Consider the following 18,606-nt stretch of genomic DNA (forward strand, 5'->3'; position numbering starts at 1 on the left):
CCTCTCCACACGGTACCGGCGCAGCATGCCCCACGCCACCAACCCCGGAGGCTCGCGCACCCCACGCGCCCCCCTTCACAACCGATGCGCCGCCCCCGTAGGCGCCGCCCCCCGCGTGTCCAGCAGCAGCTGCGCCTTCACCGACAGCCCCTGAAGGTCATACGTCCGATGCTGCTGAAGCAGGATCGTGAGGTCGGCCTCCGCGACGGCTTCGTACAGCGCGTCCGCGCGCGGTACCGGGCGGTCCAGGACGCTCCAGGAGGCGACGTAGGGGTCGTGGAAGCTGATGCAGGCGCCCAGCTCCAGCAGGCGCGTGGCGACCTCGTGGGCGGGGGTGGACTGCTGGTCGGCGACGTCGGGCTTGTAGGTGACGCCGAGGAGGAGGATGCGGGCGCCGCGCACGGACTTGCCGTGCTCGTTGAGGAGGGTGGCGGCGCGCTGGATGACGTAGCGGGGCATCTGGCCGTTGACCTGCTGGGCCAGCTCGACCATGCGCAGGGTGCGGCCGGCGGGGCCGGTGAGGTCCTGGGGGACGGCGTGGCCGCCGACGCCGGGCCCGGGACGGAAGGCCTGGAAACCGAACGGTTTGGTCTCCGAGCAGCGGATGACGTCCCACACGTCGATGCCCAAGTCGTGGCAGAGGACGGCCATTTCGTTGACGAGGGCGATGTTGACGTGCCGGAAGTTGGTCTCCAGTACCTGCACGGTCTCCGCCTCGCGCACTCCACGCGCGCGTACCACCTTGTCGGTGAGACGGCCGTAGAAGGCCGCCGCCGACTCGGTGCACGCGGGGGTGAGGCCGCCGATGACCTTGGGGGTGTTGGCGGGCGTGAAGTCACGGTTGCCGGGGTCGACGCGGCTGGGGGAGTAGGCCAGGTGGAAGTCGCGGCCGGCGCGCAGCCCCGAGCCCTCTTCGAGGAGCGGGCGCAGGACGTCCTCGGTCGTGCCCGGGGGTACGGGCGACTCCAGGATGACGGTGGTGTGCGGGCGGAGTCTTTCGGCCAGGGTGCGGGCGGCCGTCTCCAGCTGGCTCAGATCGAGCCCGCCGTCGGCGCCGCGCGGGGTCGGCGGGCAGATGACGGCGGTGCGTACGCGGCCGAGCTCGGCGGGGTTGGTGGCGTGCCGGAAGCCCCCCGAGAGCATCCGGCGCAGTTCGGCGGGGCTGAGGGAGACGGACTCGGGCCCGATCCGGTAACCGAGCGTGGGGATGCCGGCGGCGACGGCGGCCTTGGCCAGCGGCAGGCCGTACGGGCCCAGTCCGATGACGGCGAGATCTGAGGGCATGGCGTGGGCCGTCCTTCCCAATAACCGAAGCGGGGCAGGTGCGCAAGCCCTGTGGACAGAACGAGGGGCCGCAATGTCAGACTAGGAGTAAATATGACCGATTTGCGGGATTGAATGATCGCGTTTCCTTGTGTGTTGTCCACAGGCTGGGGGTGAGTGGTGGCTGAAGTCGGGCAACCCGGTCAGAATTTGGGCATGGGGGGTACGAACCGGGCTTCGCCCGACGGGTGCGGCCTACGCGACCGATGAGCGGGAGGCAGCGGTGAGGACAGCGACACTGGGGCCGGCGGAGCGCGCCGAGTCACTGGCGGCAATGGCCGAGCGCGAGCTGGACCTACTGGTCGTGGGCGGTGGCGTCGTGGGTGCGGGCACCGCCCTCGACGCGGCGACCCGAGGACTGTCCACCGGCCTGGTCGAGGCCCGTGACTGGGCCTCGGGCACGTCCAGCAGGTCCAGCAAGCTGATCCATGGCGGCCTGCGCTATCTGGAGATGCTCGACTTCGCGCTCGTGCGGGAGGCGCTGAAGGAGCGCGGACTCCTGCTGGAGCGGCTGGCTCCCCATCTGGTGAAGCCGGTCCCCTTCCTGTATCCCCTGCAGTACAAGGGCTGGGAGCGGCTGTACGCGGGGTGCGGTGTCCTGCTCTACGACGCCATGTCGATGGCCCGCACCCATGGCCGGGGCCTGCCCCTGCACCGCCACCTGAGCCGCCGTCACGCCCTGCAGGTCGCCCCCGCCCTGAAGAAGGAGGCGCTGGTCGGTGCCCTGCAGTACTACGACGCGCAGATGGACGACGCCCGCTATGTGGCCACCCTCGTCCGTACGGCGGCGGCCTACGGCGCGAAGGTCGCCAACCGCGCGCGCGTGACCGGGTTCCTGCGCGAGGGCGAACGCGTCGTCGGGGCCCGGGTGCAGGACGTCGAGGCGGGCGGGGAGTACGAGATCAGGGCCCAGCAGATCGTCAACGCGACCGGTGTGTGGACCGACGACACCCAGTCGATGGTGGGGGAGCGCGGGCAGTTCCACGTCCGCGCCTCCAAGGGCATCCACCTGGTCGTCCCCAAGGACCGCATCCACTCCACGACGGGCCTGATCCTGCGCACCGAGAAGTCCGTGCTGTTCGTCATCCCCTGGGGCCGGCACTGGATCGTCGGCACGACCGACACCGACTGGGACCTCGACAAGGCCCACCCGGCCGCGTCCAGCGCCGACATCGACTACCTGCTGGAACACGTCAACTCGGTGCTCGCGGTGCCCCTGACCCGCGACGACGTGGAGGGGGTGTACGCCGGGCTGCGGCCCCTGCTCGCCGGTGAGTCGGACGCCACCAGCCAACTGTCGCGCGAGCACACCGTGGCGCACCCAGTGCCGGGGCTCGTCGTCGTGGCCGGCGGCAAGTACACGACGTACCGGGTGATGGCCAAGGACGCGGTGGACGCGGCCGTGCACGGTCTCGACATGCGGGTCGCCGAGTGCGTGACGGAGGACATTCCGCTGGTGGGCGCCGAGGGGTACCGCGCGCTGTGGAACGCGCGGGCGCGGATCGCGGCGCGGACGGGGATTCATGTGGTGCGGGTGGAGCACCTGTTGAACCGGTACGGAGCGCTGGCCGAGGAGGTGCTCGAACTCATCGCCGCCGATGCCGCACTGGGCGAACCCCTGCAGTCCGCCGACGACTATCTGCGCGCCGAGATCGTGTACGCCGCCTCGCACGAAGGGGCGCGGCATCTGGACGACGTGCTGACGCGGCGGACACGCATCTCGATCGAGACCTTCGACCGGGGGACGCGGTGCGCCCGCGAGGCGGCCGAGCTGATGGCGCCGGTGCTGGGCTGGGACAAGGACCACATCGAGCGCGAGATCCAGCACTACGAGAAGCGGGTGGAGGCCGAGCGGGAGTCGCAGCGGCAGCCGGACGACCTGACGGCGGACGCGGCGCGGTTGGGGGCGCCGGACATCGTGCCGTTGTAGGCCTGAGGTGCCGCTGTGAATCTGACGTGACGCTGTAGGTCCGAGCTGGAGGCTCGCGGGGCGAACGTCACTCGGATGGGTGACGGGAGTGGGGATCTCTGCTCGGACCTCGGCCGTTCTATCTGGTGCGAGGGCAGAACTCGGCGGCGAGCAGCCGGGGTTCGAGACCGGGATCTGCGATCGCCGTCGTGTTCACCCGGAAGGTCAGGACGCGACGACCGCCGACGGCGGCCGCGGAGCGCACGTAGCTGCCGGAGATGCGCCCGTTGTGCCCCCATACGACGGTGCCGCACGGCAACTTCACGGGAAAGAGCCCCATGCCGTACGCGCCATGTGCGGCACGGGTGTCGAGCATCTCGCGCAGCCAGTGCGGGGGCAGCAGCCGGCCGGCGAGCAGCGCGGAGTAGAAGCGGTCGAGGTCGGTGAGCGTGGTCACCAGCTCGCCCGCGGCCCCGGCCACCCGTGGGTCGAGCTCGGTGACATCGGTCCCGTCGGTGGCGTAGGCACGGCCGTGCGGGAAGGGAAGAGACGTGCGGGATCCAGGGAAGGAGGTGCCGGTCAGACCCAGCGGAGCGATGATGCGGCGCTCGGCCTCGGCGGCGTAGGAGCGGCCGGTGACCTGCTCGACGACCAGGCCGAGCAGTACGTAGTTGGTGTTCGAGTAGGAGTAGCTGCCGCGTTCGGCAGGGGGGTGGGTGAGTGCGATGCGTACGGCCTGAAGCGGGGTGACGGGGACGGTGCCCCCGGTCTCGGCGGTGAATTCGTACAGGCCGCTGGTGTGGGTCAGCAGGGAACGAAGGGTCAGCGCGCGCCCGTCGTTGCCCGCTCCGCGCACCAGGCCCGGTAGATACCGCTCCACCGTGTCGGAGAGGGACAGCTGTCCTTCGGCGGCCAGTTGCAGGACGACCGTCGCGATGAAGCTCTTCGTGAGGCTGCCGGCGCGGAAGTGGTCGGTGAGCGCGATGCCCTGTCCGGCCTGGGCATAGCGGGTGCCGGTCTGGTCGCGGGCCAGCAGGGCCGCGGCGGGGGCCTTGCCCTTGGTGACGAGTTGCGGGAGGAGAGCGCCCGACGGCCGGGGCGAAGGCGCCGACGAGGCGAGCGGGGCCAGACCGAGGAGTGCCGCGGACACCAGACTAAGGAGGGACACGGACACGAAAGAGCTGCTCAGAAGCGTCCGAAACAGGGGTGTCGCCGGTCGTGCCATGCGGGTTCCTTCCCTTGCCGTGGCCCATCATGCCGGTCGGCGGAATGTGCGATTCAGCGGGGCTCGGGTGCACCGGGGGACGGGAGGGTCGGGTGGTGCGGTGGCGTTGCGGGGCCAGGGGCACCCTGGGCGTGGGGCACTTGTCGGGTGAGAGACAATGGAGGCTCTGTCAGGGCGGGTTGTATGAGGGGACGCATGTCGGAGGCGGAGCGGGCGGGGACATCTCGTCAGGACACTCGTCAGGACAACCACGAGCGTCTCCTCGCGGGGCGGTATCGGCTGGGCGGTGTGCTCGGCCGGGGCGGCATGGGCACGGTGTGGCGTGCCGAGGACGAGACCCTGGGGCGGACGGTCGCGGTCAAGGAGCTGCGGTTCCCGTCGAACATCGACGAGGACGAGAAGCGGCGGCTGATCACGCGCACGTTGCGTGAGGCCAAGGCGATCGCGCGGATCCGCAACAACAGTGCGGTGACGGTGTTCGACGTCGTCGAGGAGGACGACCGGCCGTGGATCGTGATGGAGCTCGTCGAGGGCAAGTCGCTCGCCGAGGTCATCCGTGAGGACGGCCTCCTGGAGCCCAAGCGGGCGGCAGAGGTCGGCCTGGCCATCCTCGACGTGCTGCGGTCCGCGCACCGTGAGGGCATCCTGCACCGCGACGTGAAGCCGTCGAACGTCCTGCTGGAGTCCGACACCGACCGGGTCGTGCTCACCGACTTCGGCATCGCGCAGGTCGAGGGCGACCCGTCCATCACCTCGACCGGCATGCTCGTCGGCGCGCCCTCCTACATCTCCCCGGAACGGGCCCGCGGCCACAAGCCGGGCCCGGCGGCCGACCTCTGGTCGCTGGGCGGGCTGTTGTACGCGTCGGTCGAGGGTGCGCCGCCGTACGACAAGGGCTCCGCGATCGCCACGCTCACGGCGGTGATGACCGAGCCGCTGGAGGAGCCGAAGAACGCGGGACCGCTGAAGGACGTCATCTACGGCCTGCTCACCAAGGACCCCGCCAAGCGGCTCGACGACGCCGGTGCGCGCGCGATGCTCAACGCCGTCATCCATGCGCCCGAGCCCAAGGACGAGCCGGAGCCGCTGGACGCGACGAAGGTCGTGCCGTTGCCGCCGCAGCCCGATGGGCCTGAGGGCAAGAGGCGTTCGGGTGCGGGTACCGGATCTGGGTCTGGCTCCGGGGCCGGTGGCAAGCGGGGCGAGGAGGCCGGGGAGCGGTTGCGCGGGGCGCTGAGGTCCGTGCGGAAGGCCGCGGTGAGTGCGGGTGCGGCCGGGGCGGCTGCGGCTCGTGCCAAGTCCGGGAGTGAGACGGCTGCTTCGGGGGCGGGCGCGCAGGGTGGCCGCGAGGGGGCGGCCGGTGGGTCGTCCACGGGAGTGGGCGGGGCCACGACGTCTTCGGGGGCGGGGGCTTCGGGCCGGTCGTCCGAGGCCGGGGCCAAGTCGGCTGCCGGGTCCGCTGCAAGTGCCGGTGCCGGTGCCGGTGCTGGCGCTGCTGTGAGTGCGGGTGGCGGCGGTAGTGCCGGTGGCGGTGGGCGGGATGGCAAGGCGGCGAACGGGCAGGCAGAGGGGCGGAGTTCGGGGTGGCCCGTGATGACGCCGCCGGATCTGCCACCGCGCCCCGCGCCGAGGGCGCCGCTGACCGATGTGGTGCCGAAGCGGACGTTGGTGATCATCGCGGTGGTCGTGGTGCTCGCCGTGATCGGAGTGGTGCTGGCCGTTGCCTTCAACGGTGATGACGGCTCGAAGGCGTCGGCGAGCGGTGGCGGCTCCGCCAAGGCTTCGGCCGACGCGAGTGCCGACACCAAGCAGGACAAGGGCAGCGGTACGCATACGGACGGTGCTGAGTCCGGGAGCACGGAGAAGGGGTCCGGTTCCGGGGCGGAGGCCGGGAGTACGCCGAGTGCCGGGGCGAGCGCGACCGGTGGGAGCGGGGCCGAGGCGGGATCCGGGAGCGACAGCGGGGTCGCGTCGACCCACAAGGGGAGCCAGGGGTACTCGATCGGGCTGCCCGAGGGATGGAAGTTCCAGACCGCGGGGTCGGCGGGGGACCGGTTCACCGGGCCCGACGGGCAGAAGCTGCTCGTCGCCTGGACGACCACGCCGAAGGGCGACCCGGTGGCGGACTGGAAGGACCAGGAGCAGTACATGACGCGCTCCCAGTACAAGAAGATCCGCATAGAGAAGGTGGACTACCGCAGCTGGAACACGGCCGACTGGGAGTTCACCTATGTCGAGAACGGGACGAAGTACCGGACGATCGACCGGGGGTTCGTCGTGAACGACCAACTCGGATATGCGCTGATGTACACCGCGAAGGGCGCGAACTGGGGCAGCGAGCTGCGCAAGGAGACGTGGCGGACGCTGGCGGATTCCTTCCGGCCGAAGTCGTGAAGTGAGCTGGTCCCGGTCCGGGGTGGTGACGGCCGGGGGTTGCGACAGCCGGGTTTGAGCCGTGAGATCCGGCAACCCTCTTTGCGGGTTGCCTCTGGCACGTATCGTGAATGATTGCGGACCGTACGCATCCAGTCGTGCGTTCGGAATACGGCGCAAGGCGAACGGGAATGACCAACCGGGCGGCCGGGGGAGGCAACGTGGACGACTATGCGGGTCGGGTGCTCGCCGACCGCTACCGCCTGCCGCTGCCGCCCTCCGACGAGTACGAACTCACCGAGACCCGGGCCTTCGACACATACAGCGGGCAGGAAGTCCTCGTCCGGCAGGTGCCGTTGCCGGAGGTCGTCGAGGCCGAAGTGCTCGACGCCGAGGGGCTGCCCGACGGGTTCACCGCACGGGACACGCGGGACCGCGGGGCCGGGCGACGGCCCACGGGGCGTTCGAGTGCGCGTCGGCCGACCGATCCCGCCGTGCGGCGCGCGGTGGAGGCGGCGCAGGCCGCGGCGCGGATCCCCGACCATCCTCGGCTGGACCAGGTCTTCGACGTGTTCGCCGACGGCGGGTCGCTGTGGATAGTGAGCGAGTTGGTGGGCGCGCGTCCGCTGGCCGCGTTGCTTGCCGAGGCGCCGTTGACGGCGTACCGGGCGGCCGAGGTGGCCTCCGACGTCCTCATGGCGCTCCGGGTGCTGCACGCCCATGGCTGGGTCCACCGGAACATCACCGCGCGCACGGTGCTCATCTGTGACGACGGCCGGGTGATGCTCACCGGGCTCGCGGTCGGCGCCGCGGAGGAGGCACTGTGCGGCTATGACCCGGTGCCGGTCGAGGACGGTGACGGCGGGGTCGGGGCCGGGTCTGGGCCTGAGGCCGGGACGTTCGGTGGCGGGCCGGTTTCGGGTGGCGGCTTCGGCGGGTCCGGTGCCGGTGGCGCGGATCCCGAGGCTGCCCGGCGGGCCGCCATCGAGGCGCGTGCAGCCGGAGGGTTGCCGGTGCCCGGGGCCGACGCGGGCAACGGTACTGGAGGGTCCGGTGCGGCACCGGGCGATGCCCTCGATACCGGTGGGGACATCAGGGCCGCGCGGGCCGGAGCGATCGCCGCGTATCGGGCGGGGGCCCGTGCGGCGGCCCGGGTGCAGGAGTCCCAGCAGAACGGACGGCCGGCGTTGCCCGGGGCCCGCTCGGCGCCCGAAGGCGGCCCGGCCCCGCTGGCCAACGGATCGGCGCAGCAGCCGTACCCCTCCGGCAACGGCATCGCCACGCCCTCGGGCCAGATCGCCGACCCGTACGGCGTCCAGGCCACGCCCTGGCACGGTGCGGCGCCCCGAAGCGGGGCGGTCGGCGGTGCGCCGACGGACGAGGACCGTGACCGTACGGCACTTCCGCCGGCGGGCCCGGGTGCCCAGCTCGGCCTCGGCCCACGTGCTGACACGGGCGTACCGGGCACCGGCCAAGAGCCCCCACCGGGCGTCGGTGGCTCCCTTTTCGGCGGCGCTCCCGCTGCCGGTGGCTCCCCCTTCGGCGGCGCTCCCGCTGCCGCCCCCGGGGCGACCCCGGCTGCGGGTGCCCCCGCTCCGGGCACCGACGGTTTCCCCACGCGAGGTCTGCCCGCTCCCGACGCCGACGGCTTCCCCACCCGCGGCCTGCCCGCTCCCGGCATCGGCAGCTTCCCTACGCAGGGTTCGGCTCCCGGCATCCCCGCCCCCACCCCCCATGGCACCCCCACTCCACCCCCCGCCCAAAACTCCCACCCCCCGACCCGTTGGGACGACCTCGTCGCCCGCACCCCCGCCGCGCACCGCGGTCCCACCACCGCACTCGCCGCGGAGCGGGCGCGGCAGGCGCGGATGGCTGTGGTCGGGCCCGTGACCGAGCGGTGGGCGCCGGAGCAGGCCGGGCCGGTGCATGAGAACTGGCAGTTGGCCGCGCCGATCGGGCCCGCGACCGATCTGTGGGCGCTGGGGGCGTTGCTCTTCCGGGCCGTGCAGGGGCATGCGCCGTATCCGGAGGAGTCGACTGCCGAGCTGGTGCAGCTGGTGTGCGCGGAGCCGCCCGCCTTCGCCGAGGAGTGCGGGCCGCTCAGGCCGGTCGTGGAGTCGCTGCTGCGTCAGGACCCCACCGAGCGCCTCGACTACGAGGAGTTGAGGGGCTGGCTGCGCTCCCTCGTGCGGTCGGCGCCCGAGCCGGAAGCCGGTGCGCATGTCGTCGCCGTACCGCCGGCCGACCCGAACCGGCTGCCGATCGTCCGGCGGCGGGGCGAGCTGGTGCGCCGGCGGCGGGCCGGTCTGCCCGCGCATCACGGGCGGCACAAGCGGGCCAAGCAGGAGGCGGCGCCTTCGCCACGCAGGCTCGGGCGTACGTTGCTGGTGCTCGTCCTGCTGGGCATGGCAGCGGCGATCGCGTACGCCATGTTGTTCATGCCGAAGGCCGACCAGGGCGGCGGCGCCACGGCCGACGCCGATCGCACCGGCGCCGCGGGCCAGGCCGATCCGACCGCGCCCGAGCAGTCCGCCGATGCGAGCAGTGAGCCCCGGCCCGACCAGACCTCCCCGGAGTCCGGCAACAGCCCCTCGGAGTCGGCCGGTTCCACCGAGGCACAGTCCAACGACCCCGAGGTCCCCGACGGGTTCACCCTGCGTGAGGACGCGGCCGGCTTCCAGGTCGCCGTGGCCAACGGGTGGAACCGCACGCCGGAGAACGGACGCGGGCAGGTCGTGTACGCGCACGGCGACTTCGACCTCATCGTCGTACCGGGGCGGGACACCGCGGACGAGTACGGCAGCGACCCGATGGTCTACCAGCGGGAGCACGAGCGGGAGCTGCAGCCGTACCGCGACTCCAGCTGGGCCTCCTCCAGTGGGCTGAAGACGATCCAGGTCGGTGAGCGGACCATGGCCGAGGGGCAGTTCACCTGGACCGACGACCAGGGACGCGAGCTGTTCGTGCGGAATCTCGCGATCCTGATCGACGGGCGGTACCACGTGGTGCAGCTGCGCGGACCGGAGGCCGAGCGGGACGAGGTGACGCGGCTGTTCGAGCAGGCCTCGACGACCTATCAGGTCACCGGGTGATACGGGGGACAGGTCACCGGTTGATCCCGGGCAACGAGCCCTGTTCCTTGCCTTCGGCGGCCGTCACCTCACCTGCCGGCGCCGTGCGCGAACCCTGCGTGACGGTTGCTTCGCTCTCTCGAAAGCGACAACCATCACAGTGGGGTCTCCTTGGTGCCCCCCTGGTTCCGGTCACGTCGGCCGGTCCTTAGTCTGAGCCTGTCAAGAGCATTGCGGGGCAACGTGAATCAGATGCAGGGCCAGCTCGTTTCGGGGCGCTACCGGCTCGCCGACGCGATCGGCAGCGGCGGTATGGGCCGAGTCTGGCGTGCGCACGACGAGGTGCTGCATCGGGCCGTCGCCATCAAGGAACTGACCGCCGCGCTCTACGTCTCCGAGAGCGACCAGGAGCGGCTGCTCGCCCGCACCCGCGCCGAGGCGCGCGCCGCCGCGCGCATCAACCACTCCGCCGTGGTCACCGTGCACGACGTGCTGGAGCACGACGGCCGGCCGTGGATCGTGATGGAGCTGGTCGAGGGGTACTCGCTCGCCGACGCGGTCAAGGAGCGCGGGCGGATCGAGCCGACCGAGGCCGCCCGCATCGGCCTGTGGGTACTGCGGGCCCTGCGCGCCGCGCACTCCGCCGGCGTCCTGCACCGCGACATCAAGCCCGGCAACGTCCTGATCTCCGCCGAGGACGGCCGCGTCCTGCTGACCGACTTCGGCATCGCCCAGATCGAGGGCGACACCACCATCACCCGCACCGGAGAGGTCGTCGGCTCGGTCGACTACCTCGCCCCCGAGCGCGTCCGCGGCCATGACCCGGGCCCCTCCTCGGACCTGTGGGCGCTCGGCGCGACGCTGTACACCGCGGTGGAGGGCCGCTCGCCGTTCCGCCGGACCTCGCCGCTGAGCACCATGCAGGCGGTGGTCGAGGAGGACGCCGCCGAGCTGCGGCACGCCGGCCCGCTCACGCCCGTGATCACCGCCCTGCTGCGCAAGGATCCGGCCACCCGGCCCGACGCGGCCGAGGCCGAGCAGATGCTCGCCGAGGCGGCGGAGGGCCGCAGGCCGAACACGGCGCAGGCATACGTGCCCACACAGCACACCCGGTACGAGCCGGAGGCGCGCACCGGGCCCGAGTACACCGGGGGAGCGCCGTACTCCGGGCAGCAGACGCCGCACACCGGGGGAACGCCCTACACCGGGCGGCAGACACCGCACACCGGAGGAACGCCGTACACCGGGCAGGCGACGCCGACGGGCACGCCGTATCCCCCGATGGCCGGTCCCACGGCGCTCGGGCGGCCGTACGACACGACTGGCACCGGCAGTGGCACAGGCACCGGCGCCGCCCGGCCGTCCAAGCGCCGTCGGCTGCGCATGTTCGCCCTCGTCATCGCGCTCGCCGCGATCGTCGGCGGGGGCACCGCGGTGGTGCTGCAGAAGTGGGGGCCGGACAGCCCCGGCGCGTCCGCCTCGACGACCACGCCCCCTCCCTCGCCCTCGCCGAGCCCTTCCGCCACGGACGACCAGGGCCCGGCGGGCGGGGTGCCCGCGTCCTGGGTCCGTGTCGACGACCCGCTCGGCTTCAGCCTCTATCTGCCCAAGGGCTGGAAGCGGGAGGTGGTCGGCAAGGAGGTCGACGGCCTCCAGCAGGTCGACTACACGCCCGACGGCGGCGAGCACTTCGTCCGCATCGCCGTCGACACCTCGCCCGACTTCGCGAACGCCTACGACCACCAGGTCGACCTGGAGCAGCAGGTGAGCGAGCGGCTGGTCGACTACCGGACGGTGTCCCTCAAGGAGGACCTCTACCGCGACCGCGACGGCTCGCTGTGGGAGTACACCTATACCGCGCAGGCCAAGGACACGCCCTTCCCCGGGCCGCGCCGCGCCATCGATCAGGCGTACTTCGACCGGGACGGCACGGAGTACGCGATCCTCATGTCCTCGCCCGCGTCGGACTGGGCCACCACGAGCGAGCAGTTCACGGCCGTGCTGAAGGGCTGGCAGCCGAACGGCTCGTGACCTCCTTTGCCGTGTTGCGGAGCCTTTGCGGCTTTGCATAGTTGGCCGATCGCCGCCCCGGAGTCGATCAGTCCGGTGCGGCATGATGGGGCGCATGGGGACCGAGGGCGCCAACTTCCGTGTGATCGCGGGGCGTTACCGCCTCGAAGCGAGGCTCGGTCGCGGTGGCATGGGCGTCGTATGGCGGGCGACCGACCAGTTGCTCGGCCGTCGCGTGGCCGTCAAGGAGCTGCCCCTCGACGAGACGCTCTCCGCTGCCGAGGCCCGGCGCCAGCGCGAGCGCACGTTTCGCGAGGCCCAGGCGGTCGCGCAGCTCAGCCATCCGCATGTCATCGTCGTGCACGACGTCGTGGAGGACGACGAACGCCCGTACATCGTCATGGAGTTGATCGACGGCGTCTCCCTCGCGGACCGGATCGCGGCGCACGGGCCCGTCGACCCGTCGGAGGCCGCCCGGATCGGCGTCGATCTGCTGAGCGCGCTGGGCACGGCGCACGCGGCCGGGGTGCTGCACCGGGACATCAAGCCGGACAACGTGCTCATCGAGTACGGCACCGACCGCGTCGTCCTCACCGACTTCGGCATCGCCCAGGTGCCGGGTGCCAGCACGCTCACCGAGTCCGGGTCCTTCGTCGGCTCGCCCGAGTACACCGCGCCCGAGCGGATGTCCGGCTCCGGGACCGGCCCCGCCTCCGACCTGTGGTCACTGGGCGCGCTGCTGTGTGCGGCCCTGAGTGGTGAATCGCCGTTCCGGCGCGACTCGTTGAGCGGCGTCGTGCATGCCGTCGTGTCCGACGAGATACGTCCGCCCGCGCAGGCGGCGCCGATCCTGCCCGTCGTCCAGGGGCTGTTGGAGCGCGATCCGGGGCGGCGGCTGGATGCGGCGGGGGCCGAGCGGATGCTGGGGGAGTTTCTGGAGACGGGGGCCGTGTCCGTTCGCGCGCCTGTGCCGAAACGGTTCAGCAGGGCGGAGGGGCAGTACTCGACGCGCAGTGTGCTGGCCACGGCGATGCTGGTCGCCGCGATGGCGGTGGCGGGGGTGTCGGCCGCGGCGCTGCTGGTGAACGGCGACGGGGACGGGGGTGTCGTGCCGACCAGTTCGACGCCGGGGGCGACGAGTTCCGGCGGCGGGGGAGGTACGCCGGGTGCGTCCAGCGGACCCAGTACGGCCGACCCTTCCAGCAGACCCAGTACGGCCCGCCCCTCCAGCAAACCCGGCACCTCCACCACCTCCCCCTCGCCCACCCGCGCCCCGACGCCCACCACACCCCTCACGCCCACCCCGCCCGCCAACCCTGGATAAAGCGGAGATAAGTTGCGGCCTGAGTCACGGCTCTGTGACCGGAAAGCATTCCCGCTGGATGCCGAAGCGCTTGCCGCGATATGGATGGACGCATGAGCAGCAACGGGGGAGCCCCTTACCGGCCCGACGAACCGACGAGTTTCGGCCTGCAACCACCGCAGCCGAACCCGTCGGCACCTGTGCCGCACCCGGGCAACCCGTACGCGGCGCCCACCGAGGTCGTATCGCACCAGGGAGCGCCCGCCGCGCCCGCCCAGCCCGCCGCTCCGACCCCGCCCCCGGCGCCGTCCCGCCCGGCCACGCCCGCCCAGCCCCCGGAGCCGGACCCCGGCACCGGGCGTCTGATCGCGGGCCGTTACCGGCTGCTCGCCAAGCTCGGGCACGGCGGTATGGGCACGGTCTGGCGGGCCAAGGACGAGACCGTGGACCGCGAGGTCGCCGTCAAGGAGCCGCGCGTACCGGACCATCTTCCCGAACGCGAACGTGCCAAGGCCTTCGAGCGGATGCGCCGCGAGGCCCGCGCCGCGGCCAGGCTCGACCATCCGGCGGTCGTGAACGTGCATGACGTGGCCGTCGTGGACGGCCGGCCGTGGATCGTGATGGAGCTGGTGCAGGGCCGTTCGATGGGCAGCGCGCTGCAGGAGGGCACCCTCGGGGCCCGGGAGGCGGCGAGAATCGGCCTCGACGTGCTCGGCGCGCTGGAGGCCGCCCACGCGGCGGGCATCCTGCACCGCGACGTGAAGCCGGACAACGTCCTTCTCGGCCGCCATGACCGCGTCGTCCTCACCGACTTCGGCATCGCCCAGATCGAGGGCGAGACCAACCTCACCGACACCGGCGGCTTCGTCGGCTCGCCCGAGTACATCGCGCCGGAGCGGGTGCTGGGCCAGCGGCCAGGCCCGTCGAGCGACCTGTGGTCCCTGGGTGTCGTCCTGTACGCGGCGACGGAGGGCGTCTCGCCGTTCCGCCGCAGCAACACCCCCGCGACCCTCCAGTCGGTCCTCAACGCCGTACCCTCACCGCCCGCCGCCGCGCAGGGCCCGCTCGCCGAGGCCATCAACGGCCTGCTCCAGAAGGACCCCGCGCGCCGCCCGAACGCCGCGCAGACGCGTGCGCTGCTGGAACAGGCGGCCAACCCGCCGACGCCGGCCACCACACAGGTCGTGCGGATCGCCGAGGGCGGCAAGGGCGGTGTCCGGCTGGGGCGCAAGGCGTTGCTCGGTATAGGTGCGGCTGTCGTCGCGGCGGCGGTGGCGGCGTATCTGGTGATCGCGGATCCGTTCGCGGGGCCCTTGCCGGACGGTTGGAAGGTCCGTGAGGAGAAGACCCTCGCCGCTTCCCTCGCGGTGCCCGACGGCTACAAGCGGGGCGTGCCCGAGGAGACGGACGACGACCACTGGGTGACGTACACCGACGAGAGCGGCGCCATCTGGATCGGCCTGCGGCTCGACAAGAAGGCCGAGGACACCGGCAACAGCATCGCCGACTCCGCGGCCGCCGAGATGTACGACGACAACAGCGACTTCAAGGAAGGCAGCAACTACGAGCTCAGCATGGCCGAGGGTGCGAAAACCAGAACCGATGGCGAAACCACGTACCAGGACAAGCCGGCCGCCGAGAACTCCGTCATCTACACCACCAACGACAGCCAGAACCCGCGCCCGCGCGAGATGAGGATCTTCTACTACAAGACCTCTGCGGGAGACATGTACAAGCTCACCATCAACTACCCCGGCAAGGGCGACTTCACCGACCGCGGCCGAGAGGTGGCCCGGACGACCATCGCGAACCTGGACATCGACAAGCTCTGAACTGGCCAAGCACCCACCCCGCAAGGTAGGCATGGGACATGACCAACGACGGGGGCGCCACCGGCCACAAGGAGCGTGTGATCGGCGGGCGTTACCGTCTGGTCGAGCGCATCGGTTCGGGTGGCATGGGCACCGTCTGGCGGGCGCTGGACCAGCTCGTGGAGCGCGAAGTCGCCGTCAAACAGCCGAGGTTGCCCGGCGACCCGGAGGACGCGTCCCATCAGCGGGCCGCCCACCGGCTCTACCGCGAGGCCCGCGCCGCCGCCCGCGTCGACCACCCGGCCGCCGTCTCCATCCATGACGTCGTCGTCGAGGACGGACTGCCCTGGATCGTCATGGAGCTGGTCCGCGGCGAGTCCCTGCACGAGGTACTCCAACGCGGCCCGCTCCAGCCCGCGGAGACGGCCCGCATCGGCCTCGCTGTCCTCGGTGCCCTGCGCGCCGCCCACGACGTCGGCATCGTGCACCGGGACGTCAAGCCCGCCAACGTCCTGCTCGGCCCCCACCGCCGCGTCGTCCTCACCGACTTCGGCATCGCCCACATCCAGGGCGAGGAATCCCTCACCGTCAGCGGCGAGTTCATCGGCTCCCTGGAGTTCATCGCCCCCGAGCGCATGTCCGGCCGCGGCGCCGGTCCCGCCTCCGACCTGTGGTCGCTGGGGGTGCTGCTGTACGCCGCCGTGGAGGGCTGGTCGCCCTTTCGCCGTACGACCCTGGAGTCCACGCTCGCCGCGATCCTCGCCGCCGACCCGCCCGAGCCGAAACAGGCGGGGCCGCTGGGGTCGTTGATCGTCCGGTTGCTGGAGAAGGATCCCGACGGGCGGCCGGACGCGCAGGAGGCCGGCGCGGTTCTGGAGGCGGTGGCGGAGGGGTGGCCGGTGCCGGATCCCTCCGGGGGTTCGGCGGGGGCGGGGCCGCAGGACGCCTCGGGGCTGCGGGAGTTCGCGGAGGATGCCGGGACGGTACGGCTGAGGGGTGCGGCGGCCGGCGGACCGGCGGGTGGGCCGGGTCCCGAATCGACCAACGAGTCGATCAACGAGTCGACCAACGAGTCGACCAACGAGTCGACCAACGAGTCGACCAACGAAGGGGACTCCGGACCTGCGACCGGGGCCTCCGAACCCGCCACCGCCTCGACGGCACCCTCGCAGCCCAAGGGCCCCCGCTCCTGGCTGCGCCCCCTTCCGCTGGCCGTCCTCGGAGTCGCCCTCGTGGCCGGCACCTGGTTCACCGCCTTCGCCTTCCTCGTCGACAAGGGCGACGACGTCAAGGAGATGAACCCCACCTACAGCTCGGCTCCCCTGACCCCGGCCAAGACGCCCAGCCCTCGCCCCACTTCCACCCCCACAGCCGGCACCTGGATCGCGCACGAGGAGAAGGACATGAACGCCGTCCTCTCCCTCCCCGCCGAGTACAAGGAGATGGCGCGGGAGGGCAGCGCCACCGACCCACCCCGGCTCGTCGTCTACGACATCGGCCTCGTCCAGGTCCGCCTCACCCAGTGGGACAAGTCGCCCCGCCCGTTGCTGGACCAGGCGGAGGAGGCGCAGGAAACCTGGAACAGCTACAACAACGATGCGAGCGGCCACTACACCCGCACCAGCTTCAAGGGCTACGACGCCGTCCTCGTCGACACCACCTACGACATGGAGGAGTCCCCGAGCCGCGTCATGCAGCTGCTGATCGTCACCGAGGACGACCGCATGTTCGAGCTGCGCGTCGACATGCCCAAGGGCACGCCCTCGGAGAAGAAGGGCACCGCGGTCTTCAAGGGAGCCCGTGACCGACTCGAGATCGAGTGACTCGGCGCCGATCCGGCAACGCCCTGATCAGCGTGTTTGTTGCCAGTGGACACTGGCGTCATGTGAGCACTCGGTGAATCCGCGTTACCGACGGGTACACAAAGGCCCCGCTCCGGCATACCCTGCGCCTCATGACGGACGCGCAGGCCCCGGCCAAGACCGGCACGAACCCCCTCGCCCCCGCACCGGAGGGCGCCCGTACCGCCGCCGACGTGGTCACCCCCGAGCTGGTCGCCCAGCTCACCAAGGGCGTGGTCGGCTCCGGTCGTACGGCCAACCACACGCCGTTCACCGGCGAGAAGCTGGCCGACCTGCCCGAGTCCACGCCCGAGGACGTGCAGAAGGCCTTCGAGTCGGCCCGTAAGGCGCAGGCCGTCTGGGCCCAGGTCCCCGTGCGGCAGCGCGCCGCCGTCCTGCTCCGCTTCCACGACCTGGTGCTCGAACGCCAGGCCGAGGTCCTCGACCTCATCCAGCTGGAGACCGGCAAGGCTCGTCTGCACGCCCACGAGGAGGTGCAGGCCGTAGCCGTCGCGGCCCGCCATTACGGCCGTAAGGCCCCCGCCTACCTGAAGCCGAAGCGGCACGCGGGCGCCATGCCCACGCTGACGAAGGTCACCGAACTGCGCCACCCGCGCGGTGTCATCGGCCAGATAGCCCCCTGGAACTACCCCCTGGAGCTGTCCGTCGGCGACGCGATCCCGGCGTTCGTCGCGGGCAACGCGGTCGTCATGAAGCCCGACACGGAGACCTGCCTCACCGCGCTGTGGGCCCGTGACCTGCTCATCGAGGCCGGTCTGCCCGCCGACGTCTTCCAGGTCGTCCTCGGCGAGGGCCCGGTCGTCGGCCCCGAGGTCGTCAAGCACGCCGACTACGTCTCCTTCACCGGCTCCACCCGCACCGGCCGCGAGGTCGCCCAGGGCGCCGCCGCCCGGCTGGTCGGCGTCTCCCTCGAACTCGGCGGCAAGAACGCCATGCTGGTGCTGGAGGACGCCGACATCGAGAAGGCCGCCGCGGGCGCCGTCCGCGCCTGCTTCTCCTCCGCGGGCCAACTGTGCATCTCCATCGAGCGGTTGTACGTCCACGAGTCGATCGCCGACGCCTTCGTGGAGCGCTTCGCCGCCCGCACCAAGGCGATGCGGCTGGGCAGGTCCCTCGCCTACGGCGCCGACATGGGCTCCCTGGTCGGCGAGCGCCAGCTGGAGACGGTCACCCGGCATGTGGAGGAGGCCGTCGCCAAGGGCGCGAAGGTCGTCGCCGGTGGCTCGGCCCGCCCCGACATCGGCCCGTACTTCTTCGAGCCGACCATCCTCGACGGCGTCGAGGCGCCGATGGCCGTCTGCGCCGAGGAGACCTTCGGCCCGGTCGTCTCGATCTACCGCTTCAAGTCCGAGGACGAGGCCATTGAGCAGGCCAACTCCACGGCGTACGGCCTGAATTCCTCGGTCTGGACGAAGGACGGCGGCCGCGGCCGCGCGGTCGCCGCCCGCCTGCGCACCGGCACGGTCAACGTCAACGAGGGCTACGCCCCCGCCTACGGCAGCGTCCAGTCGCCCATGGGCGGCATGAAGGACTCCGGCCTCGGCCGCCGCCACGGCTCCGAGGGCATCCTCAAGTACACGGAGGCCCAGACGGTCGCCCAGCAGCGACTGCTGCCGATGGCGCCGTCGCTGGGCATGGACGACGAGAAGTACGCGCAGTTCATGAGCCGGAGCCTGCGGCTGATGAAGGCGTTCCGTTTCCGCTAGTCCGGCTGGATCG

10 protein-coding genes are annotated in these 18,606 nt (G+C 71.8%); 8 read left to right on the plus strand and 2 right to left on the minus strand.

Features of this window, described 5'->3' with window-relative positions; all coding sequences use genetic code 11:
* Nucleotides 1-75 precede the first annotated feature (75 nt).
* Nucleotides 76-1,284: a nucleotide sugar dehydrogenase gene (locus ACIA8X_RS24120; protein ID WP_393453407.1), complete on the minus strand. Its 1,209-nt coding sequence runs from the start codon at nt 1,282-1,284 to the stop codon at nt 76-78.
* A 262-nt stretch (nt 1,285-1,546) separates the two neighbouring features.
* Between ACIA8X_RS24120 and ACIA8X_RS24125 the strand changes: the two genes are divergently transcribed.
* Complete coding sequence (locus tag ACIA8X_RS24125) at nt 1,547-3,253, plus strand: glycerol-3-phosphate dehydrogenase/oxidase (RefSeq protein WP_393453410.1); 1,707 nt, start codon at nt 1,547-1,549, stop codon at nt 3,251-3,253.
* Between the two features lie 118 nt (nt 3,254-3,371).
* Here the strand turns inward: ACIA8X_RS24125 and ACIA8X_RS24130 are convergent, their stop codons facing one another.
* Complete coding sequence (locus ACIA8X_RS24130) at nt 3,372-4,457, minus strand: serine hydrolase domain-containing protein (protein WP_399459060.1); 1,086 nt, start codon at nt 4,455-4,457, stop codon at nt 3,372-3,374.
* Nucleotides 4,458-4,652: 195 nt separating this feature from the next.
* Here ACIA8X_RS24130 and ACIA8X_RS24135 point away from each other — a divergent pair, with 195 nt between their 5' ends.
* From ACIA8X_RS24135 to ACIA8X_RS24165, 7 genes are all read left to right on the plus strand, one after another.
* Nucleotides 4,653-6,851, plus strand: coding sequence for a serine/threonine-protein kinase (locus ACIA8X_RS24135; protein WP_399459061.1), 2,199 nt, complete (start codon nt 4,653-4,655; stop codon nt 6,849-6,851).
* Between the two features lie 170 nt (nt 6,852-7,021).
* Nucleotides 7,022-9,922 carry a protein kinase gene (locus ACIA8X_RS24140; RefSeq protein ID WP_399459062.1) on the plus strand — a complete coding sequence of 967 codons (2,901 nt, stop codon included), beginning with the start codon at nt 7,022-7,024 and terminating at the stop codon, nt 9,920-9,922.
* Nucleotides 9,923-10,153: 231 nt separating this feature from the next.
* Entirely contained in the window at nt 10,154-11,932 is a 1,779-nt protein-coding gene (locus tag ACIA8X_RS24145; RefSeq protein WP_393453422.1) for a serine/threonine-protein kinase, read from the plus strand.
* 94 nt (nt 11,933-12,026) lie between these two features.
* Entirely contained in the window at nt 12,027-13,235 is a 1,209-nt protein-coding gene (locus ACIA8X_RS24150; protein WP_399459063.1) for a serine/threonine-protein kinase, read from the plus strand.
* A gap of 92 nt (nt 13,236-13,327) precedes the next feature.
* The gene (locus ACIA8X_RS24155; RefSeq protein ID WP_399459064.1) at nt 13,328-15,046 is read left to right on the plus strand and encodes a serine/threonine-protein kinase; all 1,719 of its coding nucleotides are present in this window, start codon (nt 13,328-13,330) and stop codon (nt 15,044-15,046) included.
* Between the two features lie 38 nt (nt 15,047-15,084).
* Complete coding sequence (locus ACIA8X_RS24160) at nt 15,085-16,848, plus strand: serine/threonine-protein kinase (protein ID WP_399459065.1); 1,764 nt, start codon at nt 15,085-15,087, stop codon at nt 16,846-16,848.
* 131 nt (nt 16,849-16,979) lie between these two features.
* The gene (locus tag ACIA8X_RS24165) at nt 16,980-18,593 is read left to right on the plus strand and encodes a succinic semialdehyde dehydrogenase (protein WP_399459066.1); all 1,614 of its coding nucleotides are present in this window, start codon (nt 16,980-16,982) and stop codon (nt 18,591-18,593) included.
* Nucleotides 18,594-18,606: the final 13 nt, after the last annotated feature.

Source organism: Streptomyces sp. NPDC051738, from assembly GCF_044453205.1.
Taxonomy (GTDB): Bacteria; Actinomycetota; Actinomycetes; order Streptomycetales; family Streptomycetaceae; genus Streptomyces.